Genomic DNA, 13,998 nt, shown 5'->3' with positions numbered 1-13,998 from the left:
TCGCTGCCGGAGGGGCCTCAGTAGCGTATCCAGGGCGCACCACGCGCCGAGGACATCCGGAGGACCTGTGGAGGACCACGTGACCACGACCGCACCTGTGGACGGAACGACCGCTCGCATCGGGGTGATCGGGGGCTCCGGCCTCTACCGCCTCTTCGAGGAGGGCACCGCCGACGAGATCACCGTGGACACGCCCTACGGCCCGACGTCGAGCCCGATCACCGTCGGCACGATGGCCGGCAAGCGCGTCGCGTTCCTCACGCGCCACGGCCGCGAGCACTCGGTCGCCCCGCACCTCATCAACCACCGCGCGAACGTCTGGGCCCTCCGGTCCCTCGGGGTGCGCGCGATCGTCTCGTCCAGCGCGGTGGGCGGCCTGCACCCGGACTACGCGCCCGGCACCTTCGTCGTGACCGACCAGCTCATCGACCGCACCTGGGGCCGGGCGGACACGTTCTTCGAGGACCAGGTGCAGCACCTTTCCTTCGCCGACCCCTTCGACCCGGTGCTCCGCCGCGCCGCGATCGACGCCATCGCCGCGCTCGACGTGCCCTTCCGCCCGACGGGCACGTGCGTCGTCATCCAGGGCCCGCGCTTCTCGACCCGCGCCGAGTCCGTCTGGATGCGCGAGGCCGGCGGCCACACGATCAACATGACGATGACGCCGGAGGTCCCGCTGGCGGCGGAGCTCGGCATCGGCACGGTCAACCTGTCCTTCGTGACGGACGCCGACGCGGGCCTCGCCCCCGCAGCGGACGAGACGGCAGCCGACGGCACGGTGCCGGAGGCCGAGGCACCCGTCACCCACGGCGCAGTCATGGAGCGCCTGGCCCGCGCGAACGAGGTGATCGTCCGCGCCATCGGCGACGTGGTCGCAGCCCTGCCCGACGACTACACCCCGCGCGAGCTGGTCCCCACCGCAGCCAGCGAGAGCGTCCTGCGGAAGACGGCCCACGCATGAGCCGCCTGCTCGTCACCGGCGGCGCGGGCTTCATCGGCTCCGCGATCGTCCGTCGCGCCCTCGCCGAGGGGCACGAGGTCCGCGTCCTCGACTCCCTGCGCGACGACGTGCACGGCGACCCCGCCGAGGTCGTCCGCGCGCACGAGCAGCAGGGGCTGGCCTTCGTGCACGGCGACGTCCGCGACCCCGTCGCGCTCGAGGCCGCCCTCGACGGCATCGACGTCGTCTGCCACCAGGCGGCGAAGGTCGGCCTCGGCGTCGACTTCCAGGACGCCCCGGACTACGTCTCGTCCAACGACGCGGGCACCGCGTACGTCCTCGCCGGCATGGACCGCCACGGCATCGGCCGACTCGTCGTCGCGAGCTCGATGGTCGTCTACGGCGAGGGCGCGTACGAGACCGCGGACGGCGAACCGACCCGTCCGCCGGCCCGTCGCCGCGAGGACCTCGACGGCGGCCGCTTCGACCCGATCGGTCCCGACGGCCGACCGCTCGTGCCGGGGCTGATCGACGAGTCCGCCGCCCTCGACCCGCGCAACGTGTACGCGCAGACGAAGGTCGCGCAGGAGCACCTGGCGTCGTCGTGGGCGCGCGCGACCGGCGGCACCGCGATCGCCCTGCGCTACCACAACGTCTACGGCCCGGGCATGCCGTCGAACACCCCGTACGCCGGGGTGGCGTCGCTCTTCCGTTCGGCCCTCGCCCGCGGCGAGGCGCCCCGCGTCTTCGAGGACGGGCGCCAGCGCCGGGACTTCGTGCACGTGGACGACGTCGCGGGCGCGAACGTCGCGTCGATCGCCGCGACGGCGGACCTGCCCGCCGAGACGTTCCGGGCCTACAACGTCGGGTCCGGCGTCGTGCACACCATCGGTGACATGGCCGCGGCCATCGCCGGCCCCGACGGACCGCAGCCGGTCGTCACGGGTGAGTACCGGCTCGGCGACGTCCGCCACGTGACGGCGTCGTCCGAGCGGATCCGGTCGGAACTCGGCTGGCACGCGCAGGTCGACTTCGTGCAGGGGATGCGCGACTTCGCGACCGCACCGCTCCGGGCCGCCGTGCAGCGCTGACGCACCGTCACCGACCCGGCGCCGCCCCCGCGTGCGCCGGGTGGCGGTGGCGACCCGCGCCTCCCGGCCGTCCCCCGGACACGGGGCACACGATCCGTTCACCGCGCTCGACACGCCACGGGGGACACCGATCCTGTACCCCACGCCGTGTCGTCGTGTTACGTCTTCTCCATGGACCGCACGCCAGCCGACGCCCACGAGCCCGTCGCCGACGCGACGCGCGCGACCGACGCGGAGGCCAGTCGTTCCGACGACCCGCACCGAATGGACCACATGACCGTCGACGTGATCCTGCCCTGCCTGGACGAGGCGGACGCGCTCCCGCGCGTCATCGGCCGCCTGCCGGAGGGGTACCGCGCCATCGTCGTCGACAACGGCTCGACCGACGGCTCGGCCGACGTCGCCCGAGCCCACGGCGCGACCGTCGTGACCGAGCCCGTCAAGGGGTTCGGCTCCGCGTGCGCCGCCGGCGTGGCCGCGGCGACCGCGGACTACGTCGCCTTCTGCGACGCCGACGCATCGATGGACCCGGCCGAACTCCCCGCGCTCGTGGCACGCGTCGCGGAGGGCCGGACCGACCTCGCGCTCGGCCGCCGCGTCCCGACCTCGCGTGGCGCCTGGGCCCCGCACGCCCGCTTCGCCAACCGCGTGCTCGCCGTCCTCATGCGCCGCGCCACCGGCTACCGCCTCCGCGACCTCGGCCCGATGCGCGTCATGCGCCGCGCCGACCTCGTCGCACTCGACCTGCAGGACCGCCGCAGCGGCTACCCGCTCGAGATGGTGCTGGCCGCGCACGCCGCAGGCTGGCGGGTCGACGAGTCCGACATCGGTTACGCCCAGCGTGTCGGCGACAGCAAGGTCACCGGCACGCTCCGCGGCACGGTGAACGCCGTCCGCGACATGTCCCGTCTGCTGCGCGAGTACGGCCGGGAGGCGCGACCCCGTGTGGTCGCACCCGGTCCGGTCCGTGACACGGCCGGGTCCACCACGGAAGGAGCACGTTCATGACGGACGTCACGGTGGTCATCGTGGCCAAGGAGTGCCTGCCGGGCAAGGTCAAGACGCGACTGACGCCCGCGCTGACCCCCGAGGGCGCCGCACGGGTGGCCTCGGCCGCGCTCGCCGACACGATCGAGACGGTGCGCGCGCTGCCCGCGTCGCGCCGCGTGCTGCTGTACGACGGCGTCGTGCTGCCCGACGGCACCGACGACTTCGAGGTGCTGCACCAGGTCGACGGCGGGCTCGACGAACGGCTCGGTGCCATGTTCGACGCGATGACCGGCCCGACGCTCCTCGTCGGCATGGACACCCCGCAGGCGACCCCGGAGCACCTCGTGCCCGTCTTCGAGGACCCGGCGCGCGACGCGTGGTTCGGTCCGGCGGACGACGGCGGCTTCTGGTCCCTGTACCTGCGGCAGCCCGACGGCGACCTGCTCCGCGGTGTCCCGATGTCGCAGGACGACACCGGCGCCGTGCAGTTTGCGCGCCTCACCGACGCGGGGCTGTCGGTCGGCACGCTGCCGGCACTGCTCGACGTCGACACCGTGGCGGACGCCGAGCAGGTGGCCGCCCTCGCGCCGTCGTCCCGCTTCGCCGTGGCCTTCGGAGCCGAGCGCGACGCGACCCTCACCACGACGACCGGGGGGACCCGATGACGATGCAGGACACCGTCACGTTCGGCGCCGGCGGCGGCGAACCGTACGCCCGTGCCCTCCGGACCGACGGCCGCCTCCGCCTGACCGACCCGGAGCGCCCCGACGTCGAGGTCACGATGGACGTCGGCCGCTGGAGCGCCGCCGCCGACCGCGTCGATCGTTCCCTGCTCGAGGGCGCGGACGGCCCCGTCATCGACATCGGGTGCGGCCCGGGCCGGATGCTCGTCGCCGCGCGTGCGCTCGGGATCCCCGCGCTCGGCGTGGACGTCTCGGACGAGGCCGTCGCCATCGCGCGGCGCTCCGGCGGCACGGCGGTGCAGGGCTCGGTCTTCGACCCCATCCCGGACGAGGGCCGGTGGGACACGGCGCTCGTCATCGACGGCAACATCGGGATCGGCGGCGACCCGGTCGCGCTCCTCGCCCGGTGCCGCGAGATCGTGCGCGACGGCGGCAGTGTCGTCGTCGAGACGCACGTCGACCGATCGGCGGACCGGACCTTCACCGCGCACGTGGTGGACGCTGACGGCAACCGCAGCGAGGGGTTCCCGTGGGCAGAGGTCGGTGTCGATGCACTCCTGCGGCACGCCGCGGCCGCGGGACTGCAGGCTCGGCAGAGCTGGACCACGGCCGGGCGGACCTTCTGCGCACTCGTCGCGTGATCTGGCCCCGTTGTTTTGCAGAGTTCAAGACAACGGGGTAACGTGGTGGCCATCAGCCGACGGCGTCCTGGTCGTCGGTCCGACGGCTGGCGACCCTCGGCACGACGACGAGGAGCACCCGTGCACAACCGACAGAACCCCTTCGGCGGCGCCTACGTCTCCGGACTCGAGACCCGCGACGAACTCGGTGCCTACGCGGTCGAGGCCGCGTGGCGCCCCGTCGGCAGCTACACCGGCACCGGTGTCGGGCGTGCGCTCGGCCGGTTCGTGGACACCCAGTTCCGACGTCCCGGTACGGCCACGTCCTCGACGCGGACCGTCACCGGTTCGCTGCGGACGGCGACCGGGTCCTTCCGGACCGCCTGAGCAGCCGCTCCCCCTCCCCCACCCACAGACCGCGAGCGGTCGCCCACCCGGGAACTCCCCCCACGTCCCCGGTCGGGCGGCCGCTCGTGCCGTACCCGCGGTCCGGTCGACGCGGAGGTCCGGTGCGCCCGCGCGACACGTGACGGCGCGCTGAGGGTCCTGGTGCCAGGATGGGCGCATGAACGACCGCGCCGGCACACCCGCGACCGCAGACGACCTCGTCGACCTCGACGCCCTCCTGGCCGCGTACCACGAGCGCGTCCCCGACGTGTCGATCCCCGAGCAGAAGGTGGTGTTCGGCACCTCGGGCCACCGCGGCTCCTCGCTCGACACCGCGTTCAACGACACCCACATCGCAGCGATCACGCAGGCGATCGTCGAGTACCGCGCCGAGCAGGGCACCACCGGTCCGCTGTTCATCGGGCGCGACACCCACGCCCTGTCGGCGCCCGCCGAGCAGACCGCCCTGCAGGTCCTCGCCGCGAACGGCGTGCGCGTCCTCGCCGACGCACAGGACGGCTTCGTCCCGACGCCCGCGCTGAGCCACGCGATCATCAAGTACAACCGCGAGGAGCACGGCGACACGGCCGACGGCATCGTCATCACGCCGAGCCACAACCCGCCGCGCGACGGCGGCTTCAAGTACAACCCGCCGCACGGCGGCCCGGCCGACAGCGACGCCACGTCGTGGATCGCGGACCGCGCGAACGCGATCATCGCCGGCGGGAACACCGACGTCCGTCGCCAGGACGACACGTCCGCCGAGGGCTACGACTACCTCGGGTCGTACGTGTCGGACCTCGAGGACATCATCGACATCGACGCGATCAAGCGCGCCGGGGTGAAGATCGGCGCCGACCCGCTGGGCGGTGCATCGCTGCCGTACTGGGAGCGCATCCGCGACCACTACGGGCTCGACCTGACCGTGGTGAACCCCGAGGTCGACCCGACCTGGGCGTTCATGACGCTCGACTGGGACGGCAAGATCCGCATGGACCCGTCGAGCCCGTCGGCCATGGCCTCGGTCCTGGCGCGGAAGGACGACTTCGACGTCCTGACCGGCAACGACGCGGACTCGGACCGCCACGGCATCGTCACGCCCGACGGCGGCCTGATGAACCCGAACCACTACCTCGCGGTCGCGATCGAGTACCTGTACGCGCACCGTCCCGAGTGGCGCGAGGACGCGGCGATCGGCAAGACCCTGGTGTCGTCGAGCATCATCGACCGCGTCGCGGAGTCGCTCGGCCGCCGCCTGTGGGAGGTCCCGGTCGGCTTCAAGTGGTTCGTCCCGGGGCTCATCGACGGTTCCGTGGCCTTCGGTGGCGAGGAGTCCGCCGGAGCGTCGTTCCTCCGCAAGGACGGCACGGCGTGGACGACCGACAAGGACGGCATCATCCTGGCGCTCCTGGCGTCGGAGATCGTCGCCGTCACCGGCAAGACCCCGTCGCAGCTCTACGCCGAGCTCACCGAGCGCTTCGGCGCCCCGGTCTACCAGCGCGTCGACGCGGCGGCGAGCAAGGAGCAGAAGGCCCGCCTGTCGAAGCTCGACGGCGACGCGATCTCCGCCGACACGCTCGCGGGTGACCCGATCTCCGCGAAGCTGTCGAAGGCCCCCGGCAACGACGCGGCCGTCGGCGGCGTCAAGGTCGTGACCGACAAGGCGTGGTTCGCCGCCCGCCCCTCGGGCACCGAGGACGTCTACAAGATCTACGCGGAGAGCTTCGTCGGCCAGGAGCACCTGGAGCAGGTCCAGCGCGAGGCCAAGGAGATCGTGGACGCAGCGCTCGGCGCCTGACACCGTCGGCGACCGACAGGAGGCGTCACCGGATCCGTCCGGCGGCGCCTCCTCCGTATGCGGGGCGCGGTCCCTGCACGTCCTCCGCCCCACCCTGCCGATGTCCACAGGAACGAGGCGGACGGGAACAATCCGTTTGCGCGCGTTGTATTTTTGCAGTGCGCGCAACAAGCCTTCCCCGTGCCCGGGTCGGAGCGCCTGCGCGAGCACCAGTACGCACGGGAGACCCGCACATGACCCAGACGGCGACCGCACCCGCGGCCCCCACCACGTCCTCGAACGCGGTGATGAACCACCGGCAGATCCTGCTCGTCATCTACGGGCTGATGGCCGGCATGTTCCTCGGCGCGCTCGACCAGACCATCGTCGGCACCGCCATCCGCACCATCGGCGACGACCTGCACGGCCTCGACCAGCAGGCCTGGGTGACCACGGCCTACCTGATCGCCTCGACGATCACGACGCCGATCTACGGCAAGCTGTCCGACATCTTCGGCCGCCGCCCGCTGTTCCTCACCGCGATCGGCATCTTCATCGTCGGATCGTTCGCCGCGTCGTTCTCCACCTCGATGCTCATGCTCGCCGGCTTCCGCGCGCTGCAGGGCCTCGGTGCCGGCGGTTTGATGTCCCTCCCGCTCGCGATCATGGGCGACATGCTCGCCCCGCGCGAGCGCGCCAAGTACCAGGGCTACTTCCTCGCCGTGTTCGGCATCTCCTCGGTGATCGGGCCGCTCGTCGGCGGCCTGTTCGCCGGCGCGTCCGAGATCCTCTTCGTCAGCGGATGGCGCTGGGTCTTCCTGATCAACGTGCCGGTCGGCGTCATCGCCCTCCTCATGGTCACGACGTTCCTGCACCTGCCGAAGTTCGGCGAGCGCGGCAAGCCCCGCATCGACTGGTGGGGCGCCACCCTCGTCATCGTCACCCTCGTCCCGCTGCTCCTCATCGCAGAGCAGGGCCGCGAGTGGGGCTGGGACTCCCCCGGTGCGTTCGCCTGCTACGCGATCGGCGCGCTGGGCCTGGTCGCCTTCGTGATCGTCGAGCGCTCGATGGGTGACGACGCGATCCTGCCGCTCAAGCTCTTCAGCTCGCGGGTGTTCTCGATGGCCGCGGTCCTGTCGGTGCTCGTCGGCTTCGGGATGTTCGGCGCGATGCTGACGATCCCGCTCTACCTGCAGATCGTGAAGGGCGTGACCCCGACCGAATCCGGCTTCGCGATGCTGCCGATGGTGCTCGGCCTGATGATCTCCTCGATCGCCTCCGGTCAGATCATCTCTCGCACGGGTCGCTACGGCGTGTTCCCGGTCACGGGCATCGCCTTCACGGCGATCGGCTTCACGGTCCTGACCTTCCTGACCGCCGACAGCCTCCTCTGGTTCCTCATGCTCGGCATGTTCGGCATCGGCCTCGGGCTCGGGCAGCTCATGCAGACGCTGACCCTGGCCGCGCAGAACTCGGTCTCCCCGCGGGACATCGGCGTGGCCACGAGCGCGGCGACGTTCTTCCGCCAGATCGGCGGCACCATGGGCACCGCGGTGCTCCTGTCGGTCCTGTTCACGCTGATGCCGACGAACATCACCGGTGCGATGCAGAACGAGGCCACCCTGAAGCCGGCGCTCAACGCAGCCCTCACCCCCTCGGTCGCCAGTGCCTCCGAGAACAAGGGCGTCATGGACCAGATCTGGTCGAAGATCGTCGACCCGGTGCAGCAGAACGTGCAGCAGGGGCTCGACAAGGGCGCGGCGGCTGCGAAGCAGGCGGCGGACGAAGCCGTGACGAAGCAGGTCACCGCGCAGGTGCAGCAGCAGGTCGCCGCCGGACGGATCCCCGCTGCCTCCGCCGACTCGGTCATCGCCGAGCAGGTCGCCGCGAACAAGTCCGCCGCCGAGCAGCAGGCCCTCGAGACCGCCGCGTCGAAGGCGAACGCCGAGGTCGTCGACGGCACGCTGCAGATCGACTACAGCAACGCCGACCAGCGGAAGGCCGTGGTCGACGAGGTCGCGCCGAAGCTGGTCGACCAGCTGAAGGACGGCGACACCGCGGCCAGCTCGTCCGCCGGCTCGGCCACGAGTGACACGTCGTTCCTCAACGGCGCCGACGCGCGTCTGACCCGTCCGTTCCTGGTCGGGTTCAGCCAGTCGGCCGTCGTCGTGTACTGGGTCGGCCTCGGCGTGATCCTGCTCGCCTTCGTGCTGACGTGGTTCTTCCGGGTCCCGCCGCTCCGCAAGGTCTCGGCGCTGCAGGAGCAGGCGAACGCGGCGAAGGGCGACACCGACCGGCTGACCGCTGACGCGCAGCAGGCGGCGGCGAACACCGGTTCGCTGGTCAGCCCGGACACGGGGTCGATGCGAGCGGTCCCGACCTCGCCGGACGTCACGGTGCAGCAGCCGCAGGACCGGTCTGGACGCACCGCCTCCTCCGCCGGACAGCCCGCCTCCGACGCGGGTGCTGCCGACCGCACCGGTCACCACCCCGAGGACGGCACGCGGGCACCGCTCGCCGACGCGACCACGCACGGTGCGCACGCCGCAGCGGCGCCGGTGGACGAGCCTCCGGCAACGACGGCCACGATCCGGACGCATCCCGCGCACGCCGCGTCGGAGCAGTCGGCTGCCCCGGCCGAGCACCACGGGCGGCACACGGCGGAGTAGCAGGCCGCCGCTGCGAGGCGACATCGTCGACGTCGTACGACGTCGACGATGTCGCTTGCGTCGTCCTGGGCGTGACGAGCTCAGCGCTGCCCGCGCTCCTGCTCCCGGAGCTCGACGTAGTCGCCGGCCGCGCATTCCGAGGTCGCCCTGATCGTGTCGCCGCCGCCCAGATCGGACGAGTTGAACGAGATGTTCGCGATGCCGGATCCCCTGCCGTTGAGACCGGAGTAGCTGCCGTCCCCGTTGGTGAAGGGCTCGGTCTCGAGGCCGGCGCGCTTCCACAGGGTCGTGAGGGTGCTGACGTCGGTCTCGATATCACCGCGTTCCGCACGCGAGGACAGGATCGTGTAGTTCACGCCCTCGCCGTTGCCGCGTTCGTCCGTGCACGTCCCGAGTCGCGGGCCCTCCTCCACGGTCCAGTTCCCACCGAGCGCACTGGCCGAATCGTCGACGAGCTGCTGCACCGCTCGCTTCGCGTCCTCGGGCGTCTGAGTCGGTTCAGTCTCCACGGTTCCTCCACTACACCGGTCACGAGTCCGACCAGGACGGTCGTCGTCGCGACCAGCGCGATCTTGCTGTTGCGCATGGTCATGGTCGATCGCGCTCCATCAGGTCAGTCTCACTGTTCCGGGCTCGGTTCATCGTGCCGGACTTACGCGATCGCCGTTCCCCGTCGTCGCAAGCGCCACGTTTCGGAGCGACTCCGTGCCGACGTCGAGGTACCCCTCGTGGTGCTTGGTCCAGACGCCGTGGTCCTTGACACCTCTGAGTTGTTGCGGGCCGGCGGGAGTGTCGACGACCGCACCGTCGGCGCCGAACGTCTCTGCGCCGAAGCTGTCGTTCGTGGGATCGAGGCGGTAGGGAACGCTGAAGTCGCGGCCGATGTACGCGTACTGGTCGCCGAAGCCGCGGAACCCGACCAACGTGTCGCGAGCCTGCCCGGCGTAGACATGGTCCGCCTGGATCTCGTCGGCGGTCGGAATGCTCTGCGGAATGCCAGCGGAGGCGATCGACACGAAGTTGTCGACGTGCACTCCGGCCTGGGTGAGACCGAGCGATGCGGTCGTCGTGCCGTAGGAGTGCGCCAGGACATTGGTCCGGGGCATGTTCCCGGCTCGAACCGCGTCGAGACCTCTGATGGAAGCCGCGAGCTTCGATGCGCCGGCCTCTGCCGCCTCCTGGTTGAACACGCCGAGGTCCGGCGGGGCGGGCGGAGCGTCGTAGCCCATCCATGCAATCACCGCTCGGTCCCCCTTACCGGCGACGGTCCGCTGCTCGTCCTTGATGTTCTGCGCTGCCTGCACCCACCCCTCCATGCGTTCACTGCTCGACGTCATCCCAGGGACGGCCCACGTGACGTTCTTGGCCGTGTCGAGGTCGCCGAGCGAGATGCGGCGAGTGGTGGGACGCCTGCCGTCATCGAGATGAGGAACCGCCCCTCGCCGAGCGAAGCCCTGATGCTCCGGAGCGCGCGGTCTTCGACCGGATCGAGATTGCCTCGTTTGATGCGATCCTCGAGCACCTGTTGGTTTGCGACGTGCCGGGCCCAGTACGGGATGCCCTCGAGGTTGCCGAGCACGGCGAGGACGTCGGTCGGGAGCGCAGCCAGCTCGTTGTTCTCCGCGGTACCGAGGTCGAGCCCCGCCCACAGCTCGGCGGCGCGGGAAGGGTCCACGCCCGGGGCGAGCAGTCCGCGGAACTCCGACGGGATCTCTTCGGCGGCAGAGATGTCGATGACCGCGTCCGACAGGGCGTGCCCGCTGCCGGCGCGTTCGAAGGCGTCGGCGATGCGGTCAATCCAGTCGGCATCTGCAGCGTTCTCCTGCAGGTACCGGTCGAAGCCACCGAATAGCGACGACCGGGACACGTCGGCCCATGCGCAGCTGGTCCGGAAGGCGGCCCAGGCGTTTCGGAGGCGCGTCGCGCCGTCCGCGAACCCCCCATCGGACGAGCGCGCGGACGCGGTGAAAGCACGGAGTCGATCCGGGTCCGCAGAACTCGTACCCGCGCTCGACCCACCGGCAGTCCGTGGACGCTCAGATGCTGAGAACGACGCCGAGATCGGTGTCGGCCGGATCGCTACGCTCGAGGGCTGCGGATCGAGGAACGGGGCGACCGCCGAACCGAGCCCACCAAGGAACTGGTCGGCTGCAGCGCGCTGTCGGTCCTGCTCCCGATCGCGCCACGCCGCGAGGTCCGCGAGCCGCTCCCGCTCACGTGCCGCTTCGGCCTTCACCGTCCGCACCGCATCGGCCAGGTCACCGAGTGCCGCGGCGAGGGTGAGTCGGTCCGTGGCCTCCGCCGACGCCGCGTCGCCGAAGCGGTCTGCGTACGAACCAGAGAAGTCGATCATCGCCTGCTCGGCAGCGGAACGTCGACTGAATCCACCAGTCACGAGCTGCAGGTCGACCTCCGACGCCACCGCTACGAGCTGGTCAGCTGCTCCGTCGTCGAACTCGATTGTCATCACATCGCCCCCGAGATGATCCACGCCCGTCTGCCGACGGACATTTCTCACACTACCCGCTGTCGGCGACGCGCAACACATCGTCGGAATCCACTATTGATCCGCTCCGGGTCGCGCTGTCACAACGTTGCTTCGCCAGTGAGCTGATGACATCGACCGTCGCGTGCGGCAACCGGCGCCGCATCACGTCGACCGCCACCGGGTTGTCGTCCACGAGCACGAACCGCCGGCCGAGGTCACGGGCGACCGCGCCGAGGGTGCCGCTCCCCGCGAAGAAGTCGAGCACCCAGTCGCCCTCGCGCGACGACGCCTGCACCATGCGGCGCAGCACCCCCTCGGGCTTCTGCGTCGGGTAGCCGGTCTTCTCGCTGCCGGTCGGCGACACGATCGTGTGCCACCACACGTCGGTCGGCAGCTTCCCGCGCTCCCGCTTCTCGGGGGTGACGAGCCCGGGCGCCATGTACGGCTCGCGGTCGACCGCCTCGGAGTCGAACCAGTAGCGCTCCGGGTCCTTCACGTAGACCAGGATCGTGTCGTGCTTGGTCGGCCAGCGCGAGCGGGACTTCGCGCCGAAGTCGTAGGCCCAGATGATCTCGTTGAGGAACGCCTCGCGGCCGAACAGCGCGTCGAGCAGCACCTTCGCGTAGTGCGCCTCGCGGTAGTCGAGGTGCAGGTAGAGCGTGCCGTCGTCGGTCAGCAGCCGCCACGCCTCGAGCAGTCGGGGCTCGAGGAAGGCCCAGTAGTCCTCGAAGCGGTCATCGAACCGCATGAGGTCGCCCCGGATGCGCTCGTAGGTCCGCCCGCGGAACCCGGTGATCGTCCCCGCGTCCCCTGCGGTCCGGCGTTCGGCGGTCACCGCGTGGCGTCGCTGCTTGCGGCCGGTGTTGAACGGCGGGTCGAGGTAGACGACGGTGAAGGTCCCGTCGGGCAGGGACGGCAAGACGTCGAGGTTGTCGCCGAGCACGACGAGGTCGGGGCTCCGGTCGTCGATGGTGCGCACCCGACCATCCTCCCCCGGCCCGGCGCACCCGACGGTCGGAGCTCACCCCACGGTGCGAGGGACGATGCTCAGCCCACGGTGCGACGAACGGCGTACGGTCCTCGACATGGCATCACCCGAGGTCCGCAACGACACCGACGCACAGCAGTACTCCCTGGTCGAGGACGGCGAGGTCATCGGCTTCGCCGCGTACGAGGTCGACGGCGACGAGATCCGCTTCACCCACACCGAGGTCGACCCCGCCCACCGCGGCGGCGGCCACGCGTCGATCCTCGTCCAGCGCGCGCTCGACGACGTCCGCGAGGGCTCCATGCGGGTCGTCCCGCAGTGCAGCTACGTGAAGGCGTGGATCGAACGCCACCCCGACTACCAGGAGCTCACCACCCGCTAGCCCGACGGGCGCGGAACCGCGTCAGTAGCTGCGGTCGAGGGTGCCTGGTCGGGCCTCGTGCCGGCCGGCGCCCCGCACCGCGGGCACCTTGATGAGCACGTTCCCGCTGAGCAGGTCGTGGTCGTCGTCGGCGGGCGTCGGGGCCTCCTTCGGGAGGCGCGACTGCCGTTCGTACTCGGCCTGCGCCTCGTGACGGGTGGGCGCGAAGACCTCGTCCATCATCGACACGACACCACCGGATCCGCCGCTGCGTGTGGCCTTGTTCGACAGGTCGATCCACCCCACGCGATCGGCGACCCACATCACGACGACCGCTGCGGCCACCGCCCCCAGGAGGATCAACCAGTTCACGGTCCCGACGCTACGTCAGCCGACCGGCCAGGACCTCCGCCGCGCGGATGATCCTCGCGATCCGCACGACCGGTCCTGCTCCGACGCCGGTCCCGAGCGGGCGACGGTCGGAGGAGATCGACGGTGCTCAGCCCAGCTCGTACCGGTCTGATCCGGGTTCGAAGCCGCGGGACACCACCGCGACGTACCAGTACGCCGGCGTTTCGCCTCGTCGTACGGCCTCCGAAGCACCACTCAACGAGTGCGCGCGGATCGACAGGCCACCTCCCGGCGGCACCGCCACGGACAGCCTCGTCGTCGCGCCGCACGGGGCATCGGTCCGGGCGAGGGTCTCGTCACCGTCCGGTCCGGAGTCGAAGCGGAAGTACCATCCGTCGACGCCGTTGCAGGCCAGGAGCAGGTCCCAGTCGCCGGCCGGCACCTCTTGGAGGACCGCCCCACCGCTCCCCGCACCGCCGGCACCGCCTGAGCCGTGCTCCTGGTCGAGCAGCGCGGACTGCATCAGGGAGGACCACCGCGAGAGGGCCGCCTGAGCCGCAGAGGCATCCTCATCGGGAGCCCGGTCGGAGCAAGCGGTGACGCTGGCCACGACCGCCAGCGCGGTGCCCACGGCGGACAAGGAACGAAGGACT

15 protein-coding genes are annotated in these 13,998 nt (G+C 71.2%); 9 read left to right on the top strand and 6 right to left on the bottom strand.

All coding sequences use genetic code 11. The features are described from left to right. The first annotated feature begins 79 nt into the window (after nucleotides 1–79). The 8 genes from DEJ23_RS06800 (at nucleotide 80) to DEJ23_RS06765 (ending at nucleotide 9,157) form a co-directional block, all read left to right on the top strand. Nucleotides 80–961, top strand: a complete 882-nt coding sequence (locus DEJ23_RS06800) for an MTAP family purine nucleoside phosphorylase (RefSeq protein WP_258375305.1) — start codon at nucleotides 80–82, stop codon at nucleotides 959–961. Next, nucleotides 958–2,031, top strand: coding sequence for an NAD(P)-dependent oxidoreductase (locus DEJ23_RS06795; protein ID WP_111239513.1), 1,074 nt, complete (start codon nucleotides 958–960; stop codon nucleotides 2,029–2,031). The genes DEJ23_RS06800 and DEJ23_RS06795 overlap by 4 nt, the downstream gene beginning before the upstream one ends. A gap of 264 nt (nucleotides 2,032–2,295) precedes the next feature. Then, nucleotides 2,296–3,039, top strand: coding sequence for a glycosyltransferase family 2 protein (locus DEJ23_RS06790; protein WP_111239565.1), 744 nt, complete (start codon nucleotides 2,296–2,298; stop codon nucleotides 3,037–3,039). Beyond that, nucleotides 3,036–3,686 carry a DUF2064 domain-containing protein gene (locus DEJ23_RS06785; protein WP_111239512.1) on the top strand — a complete coding sequence of 217 codons (651 nt, stop codon included), beginning with the start codon at nucleotides 3,036–3,038 and terminating at the stop codon, nucleotides 3,684–3,686. The genes DEJ23_RS06790 and DEJ23_RS06785 overlap by 4 nt, the downstream gene beginning before the upstream one ends. After that, nucleotides 3,683–4,345 (top strand): bifunctional 2-polyprenyl-6-hydroxyphenol methylase/3-demethylubiquinol 3-O-methyltransferase UbiG, encoded by a 663-nt coding sequence (locus DEJ23_RS06780; RefSeq protein ID WP_111239511.1) that lies wholly within the window; start codon nucleotides 3,683–3,685, stop codon nucleotides 4,343–4,345. The genes DEJ23_RS06785 and DEJ23_RS06780 overlap by 4 nt, the downstream gene beginning before the upstream one ends. Before the next feature lie 120 nt (nucleotides 4,346–4,465). Beyond that, nucleotides 4,466–4,711 (top strand): hypothetical protein, encoded by a 246-nt coding sequence (locus tag DEJ23_RS06775; protein WP_111239510.1) that lies wholly within the window; start codon nucleotides 4,466–4,468, stop codon nucleotides 4,709–4,711. A 178-nt stretch (nucleotides 4,712–4,889) separates the two neighbouring features. After that, nucleotides 4,890–6,509 (top strand): phosphoglucomutase (alpha-D-glucose-1,6-bisphosphate-dependent), encoded by a 1,620-nt coding sequence (gene pgm / locus DEJ23_RS06770; RefSeq protein WP_111239509.1) that lies wholly within the window; start codon nucleotides 4,890–4,892, stop codon nucleotides 6,507–6,509. 233 nt (nucleotides 6,510–6,742) lie between these two features. After that, nucleotides 6,743–9,157 carry a DHA2 family efflux MFS transporter permease subunit gene (locus DEJ23_RS06765; protein ID WP_111239508.1) on the top strand — a complete coding sequence of 805 codons (2,415 nt, stop codon included), beginning with the start codon at nucleotides 6,743–6,745 and terminating at the stop codon, nucleotides 9,155–9,157. An 80-nt stretch (nucleotides 9,158–9,237) separates the two neighbouring features. On the opposite strand, the gene DEJ23_RS06760 is transcribed toward DEJ23_RS06765, so the two are convergent. The 4 genes from DEJ23_RS06760 to DEJ23_RS06750 all read right to left on the bottom strand — a co-directional run bounded on the left by DEJ23_RS06760 (nucleotide 9,238) and on the right by DEJ23_RS06750 (nucleotide 12,624). After that, nucleotides 9,238–9,666, bottom strand: coding sequence for a hypothetical protein (locus tag DEJ23_RS06760; RefSeq protein ID WP_146240211.1), 429 nt, complete (start codon nucleotides 9,664–9,666; stop codon nucleotides 9,238–9,240). 129 nt (nucleotides 9,667–9,795) lie between these two features. After that, nucleotides 9,796–10,494, bottom strand: coding sequence for an alpha/beta hydrolase family protein (locus DEJ23_RS06755; RefSeq protein ID WP_258375304.1), 699 nt, complete (start codon nucleotides 10,492–10,494; stop codon nucleotides 9,796–9,798). After that, a complete protein-coding gene (locus DEJ23_RS15895) occupies nucleotides 10,491–11,624 on the bottom strand; it encodes a hypothetical protein (RefSeq protein WP_258375303.1) in 1,134 nt (377 codons plus the stop codon). Before DEJ23_RS15895 ends, DEJ23_RS06755 begins: the two co-directional genes overlap by 4 nt. Before the next feature lie 52 nt (nucleotides 11,625–11,676). Then, entirely contained in the window at nucleotides 11,677–12,624 is a 948-nt protein-coding gene (locus DEJ23_RS06750; RefSeq protein WP_111239505.1) for a site-specific DNA-methyltransferase, read from the bottom strand. 106 nt (nucleotides 12,625–12,730) lie between these two features. Here DEJ23_RS06750 and DEJ23_RS06745 point away from each other — a divergent pair, with 106 nt between their 5' ends. Then, a complete protein-coding gene (locus DEJ23_RS06745) occupies nucleotides 12,731–13,015 on the top strand; it encodes a GNAT family N-acetyltransferase (protein WP_111239504.1) in 285 nt (94 codons plus the stop codon). 21 nt (nucleotides 13,016–13,036) lie between these two features. Here DEJ23_RS06745 and DEJ23_RS06740 read toward each other — a convergent pair whose 3' ends face one another. After that, nucleotides 13,037–13,366 carry a hypothetical protein gene (locus tag DEJ23_RS06740; protein WP_111239503.1) on the bottom strand — a complete coding sequence of 110 codons (330 nt, stop codon included), beginning with the start codon at nucleotides 13,364–13,366 and terminating at the stop codon, nucleotides 13,037–13,039. A gap of 127 nt (nucleotides 13,367–13,493) precedes the next feature. Continuing rightward, nucleotides 13,494–13,868 carry a hypothetical protein gene (locus DEJ23_RS06735; RefSeq protein ID WP_111239502.1) on the bottom strand — a complete coding sequence of 125 codons (375 nt, stop codon included), beginning with the start codon at nucleotides 13,866–13,868 and terminating at the stop codon, nucleotides 13,494–13,496. Nucleotides 13,869–13,998 lie beyond the last annotated feature (130 nt).

The organism is Curtobacterium sp. MCSS17_008 (genome assembly GCF_003234185.1).
In the GTDB taxonomy this organism is placed as follows: domain Bacteria; phylum Actinomycetota; class Actinomycetes; order Actinomycetales; family Microbacteriaceae; genus Curtobacterium.
The sequence above is the reverse complement of the archived record's forward strand: the minus strand, read 5'-3'. Positions and strand labels throughout refer to the sequence as shown.